Raw genomic sequence first — 1,552 nt, 5'->3', positions numbered from 1 at the left:
GAAGCAGATGAAGTATAACTGGCGGGATTTTAAGGTGATGAAGGCAGATCAAATAGAGCGTTGGGTTGGGCAGATTTCAAAGGGTTTTGGTAATGAATACATGTTTACTTTTTAGTTGATACTTATATATCTCCCAAATAATCAATTTAGACCTTAGCTCATAATTTTCAACATAGATATTTTTTCTACTTAAATATAATTCATTGTCAAAAAAATCATCCTTACTTACTGAGAAATGAACTTTAATATTCGTTCCGTAATCTATAAATTCATTATTTAATTTAGAAATAAAACAATATCCACTTTTCTCTCCAAGTGGTGAATTCATAGTGATTTCCAAATAGTCGTTAGTAAAAATATTTTTTGTTTTATAACTTACTATTTGATATTTTTGAGGAAGACTATTTGTTAATAAAAATATACTTTGTAATCCTATTCCAAACTCCCCTGAAGGTCTCATCCATTTTGGCATCTCTTGAATAATTTTTATTTTTTTTAAATTCTTAGATGAACCAGCCATTTTCTGCATATAAGTCAAATCTTCTATACTTATACCAATACCTTGATCTTTAATTTCTAGAGACCATATTTCTGTATCATCAACGCTTTCTCTTTTGCAAAGGGATATTGTAATTTCATTTTTTTCGAATAAATCATGAATCCTATTATCTATAGGTGAAACATCTTCAATTTTATTTTTTATTTCACATAGATATATTTTCAACATTGTTGCATCAATAGAATTTTGGATTAACTCTCTAAAAATACTTAATTTATTTTTATACAAATTTGCTCCTTGTAAAATTTCCATTGCATTTCTTTCATCAATAGTAAATTTCATGGGCTCATTATTTAATAGAATCTTTTCTTTTTTTAATCCAGCTTCATATTTTACTTCCATTTGAACATCTAATTGCTCAATAGTTGGAAGTGAGCCAAAATTGAAGTCGGGTACAATTAAATTCCATTGAGACATTTGATTTTGAAATTCTTTACGTATCCATCCAAACCAATTTTGAGTTTCAACGTAAGACATTTCATCAGGACATTCGGCTACAAGTTTTACTATCCGTTTATCAAGTTGAAACTCTCTTAGGGATAAATGTTTATCATGATGATGTTTACTTATAGAAGGTATATTACTCACATGCTTTGCCATAACAGGACAAAAGCGATTATCATCTAAATCAAATAGATCACCTAATCGGAGTAAGCAACCAATAAAACGTGGGTGACAATCTTCAGTTCCCAATCCTGTCTGCTTAAAGGGAAGTTTTTTCATCACATCTATAAAATTCATACCATGTGACATACAAATTTGACCCAAATATCGATAGATACGTTTAGGTAATAATTCTGTTCTTGGTGAAGTAATATTTAAAAATTTAAAAGGATCTTCAACTAAACCACCTATTCTTTTATCATGAGCCTGTAAATTATTTTGTGTAAGTTCCATTTTTTATAAATGATCTTTTAATCGATCATCGAACTGAATCGTAAACCAATTCATCGCTAAACGCCAATTTTGAATTGGCATGGTCCATTTTTTAGC

General features: G+C 29.1%; 1 pseudogene. It reads right to left on the bottom strand.

Annotated elements, in window-relative coordinates:
• Positions 1 to 405: 405 nt before the first annotated feature.
• Positions 406 to 1,432 (bottom strand): annotated as a pseudogene (locus FTT87_RS15800) (hypothetical protein); the annotation flags it as partial.
• Positions 1,433 to 1,552: the final 120 nt, after the last annotated feature.

It is taken from the genome of Acinetobacter sp. YH01022 (assembly GCF_013420235.1).
GTDB lineage: Bacteria > Pseudomonadota > Gammaproteobacteria > Pseudomonadales > Moraxellaceae > Acinetobacter.
Note: the sequence above shows the minus strand (reverse complement) of the source record. Positions and strands in the feature narration are given on the sequence as shown.